Genomic DNA, 1,672 nt, shown 5'->3' with positions numbered 1-1,672 from the left:
GTGCACGCAATTCGCGCCCCCCGCGGTCGGGTTCGGCTCGCCGACGCCGCCCCCCTAAGCCGACGCCGACGCCGCCCCCCTAAGCCGACGCCGACGCCGCCCCCCTAAGCCGACGCCGACGCCGACCCCTGAGCCGACGCCGACGGCAGCGGCAGCAGCCGTGACGGCGGGTCGTGCCGTGGGTCGCCCGCTCGCCCGTCGGACACACACGCACCGCCCGACGGGCCTACCGTGGCGCGCAACACCCACCCGCGCACCCGGAGGCACCATGCCGTCACCCTGGCTCGACGCCGCGCCCGACGTCACGACCGACAGGATCGACCCCGAGACCGTCTACGACGACGTGATCGTCGGCGGCGGCCTGACCGGCCTGGTCACCGCTCTGCTGTTCGCACGGCGCGGCCACCGCGTCGCCGTGCTGGAGGCGCGCTCGGTGGGCAGCGTCGCGAGCGGCAGCGGCACGGCGTCGATGTCGCTGCTGCAGGGCAAGCAGCTCCAGCGCATCCGCACCAACACCTACCAGAGCGTCGTCGACGCCTATGTCGCGGGCAACCGGGCGGGTTTCGACTGGATGGTCGACTACCTCGACGAGGCCGGAGTCGAGGTCGAGCGTCGGGACGCGTACAGCTATTCGACGACCCGGGGAGGGATCGCCACGGTCGACGACGAGTACCTCGTCGCGCGGAGGGCCGGCCTGCCCGTCGTGAAGGAGTTCGGCCTCGACCTGCCGTTCGGCACCACGGGCGGGCTCCGGCTGCCCGACCAAGCTCAGTTCGACCCGATGCAGGCCGTCGTCGCCCTCGTGGCGGACGTCCGGGCGCTCGGCGGCATCGTCGTCGAGGGGGTGCGCGTCACCGGGGTCGACGCGTCCAGCCCCACGGTGACCCACAGCGACGGACCCGACGTCCGCGGCCACCGGGTCCACGTCACGACCGGCAGCCCCGTGCTCGACCGCGGCCTCTACTTCGCGAAGCTCCGCAGCGAGCGCTCCTACGGCCTCGCCTTCGAGGGCGCCGACGACCTGCCCGCCGGCATGTACCAGGCGGTCGACGGGCCCACGCGGTCGTTCTCGTCGGTGGGCGACCGCCTCGTGACGGGCGGCAACCGGCACCCGGTGGGCCGCGCCTCCTCGACGACCGCGCTGGTCGACGACCTCGTCGACTGGACGACGCGTCACTGGTCCGGTGCCCGGCTGACCCATTCGTGGAGCGGCCAGGACTACGGCACCCCGCACCACGTGCCCTTCGTCGGCTGGCTGCCGCGCGGTCGTGGGCGCATCTACCTCGCGACCGGGTACGAGCACTGGGGGCTGACGAACGCGGTCCAGGCGGCGATGACCCTCGTCTCGGACGTGCTCGGTGATCCGCAGCCGTGGATGACCACGCTGCACAAGCGCGTCACCACGCCGATCGCGATCGCTTCCGGCATCGGGATCAACGCGGCCGACGCCTGGTGGGCGGCCAAGGGCTGGGCCGGGGCGATGACCCGCCGTCTGGTCGCCGTCGCCCCCGCCGAGGGACAGGGCGAGGTCGGTCGCTCGGGCGGCTTCGCCCCGGTCGCGCGCTCGACCGTGGACGGCGAGGTGTGCACCGTGTCGGCGATCTGCCCGCACCTCGTCGGCATCGTGACCTGGAACGACTCGGAACGCTCGTGGGACTGCCCGCTGCACGGG

Annotated in this window: 1 protein-coding gene; it reads left to right on the top strand. The window is 73.6% G+C overall.

Annotation, left to right across the window (positions count from 1 at the left end; translation table 11 throughout):
• Nucleotides 1-268: 268 nt before the first annotated feature.
• Nucleotides 269-1,672: FAD-dependent oxidoreductase (locus SZ60_RS15100; protein ID WP_043597372.1), on the top strand; the 1,404-nt coding region annotated here is incomplete at its 3' end.

Origin of the sequence: Frigoribacterium sp. MEB024 (genome assembly GCF_000878135.1) — a bacterium.
Lineage (GTDB): Bacteria > Actinomycetota > Actinomycetes > Actinomycetales > Microbacteriaceae > Frigoribacterium.
Note: the sequence above shows the minus strand (reverse complement) of the source record. Positions and strands in the feature narration are given on the sequence as shown.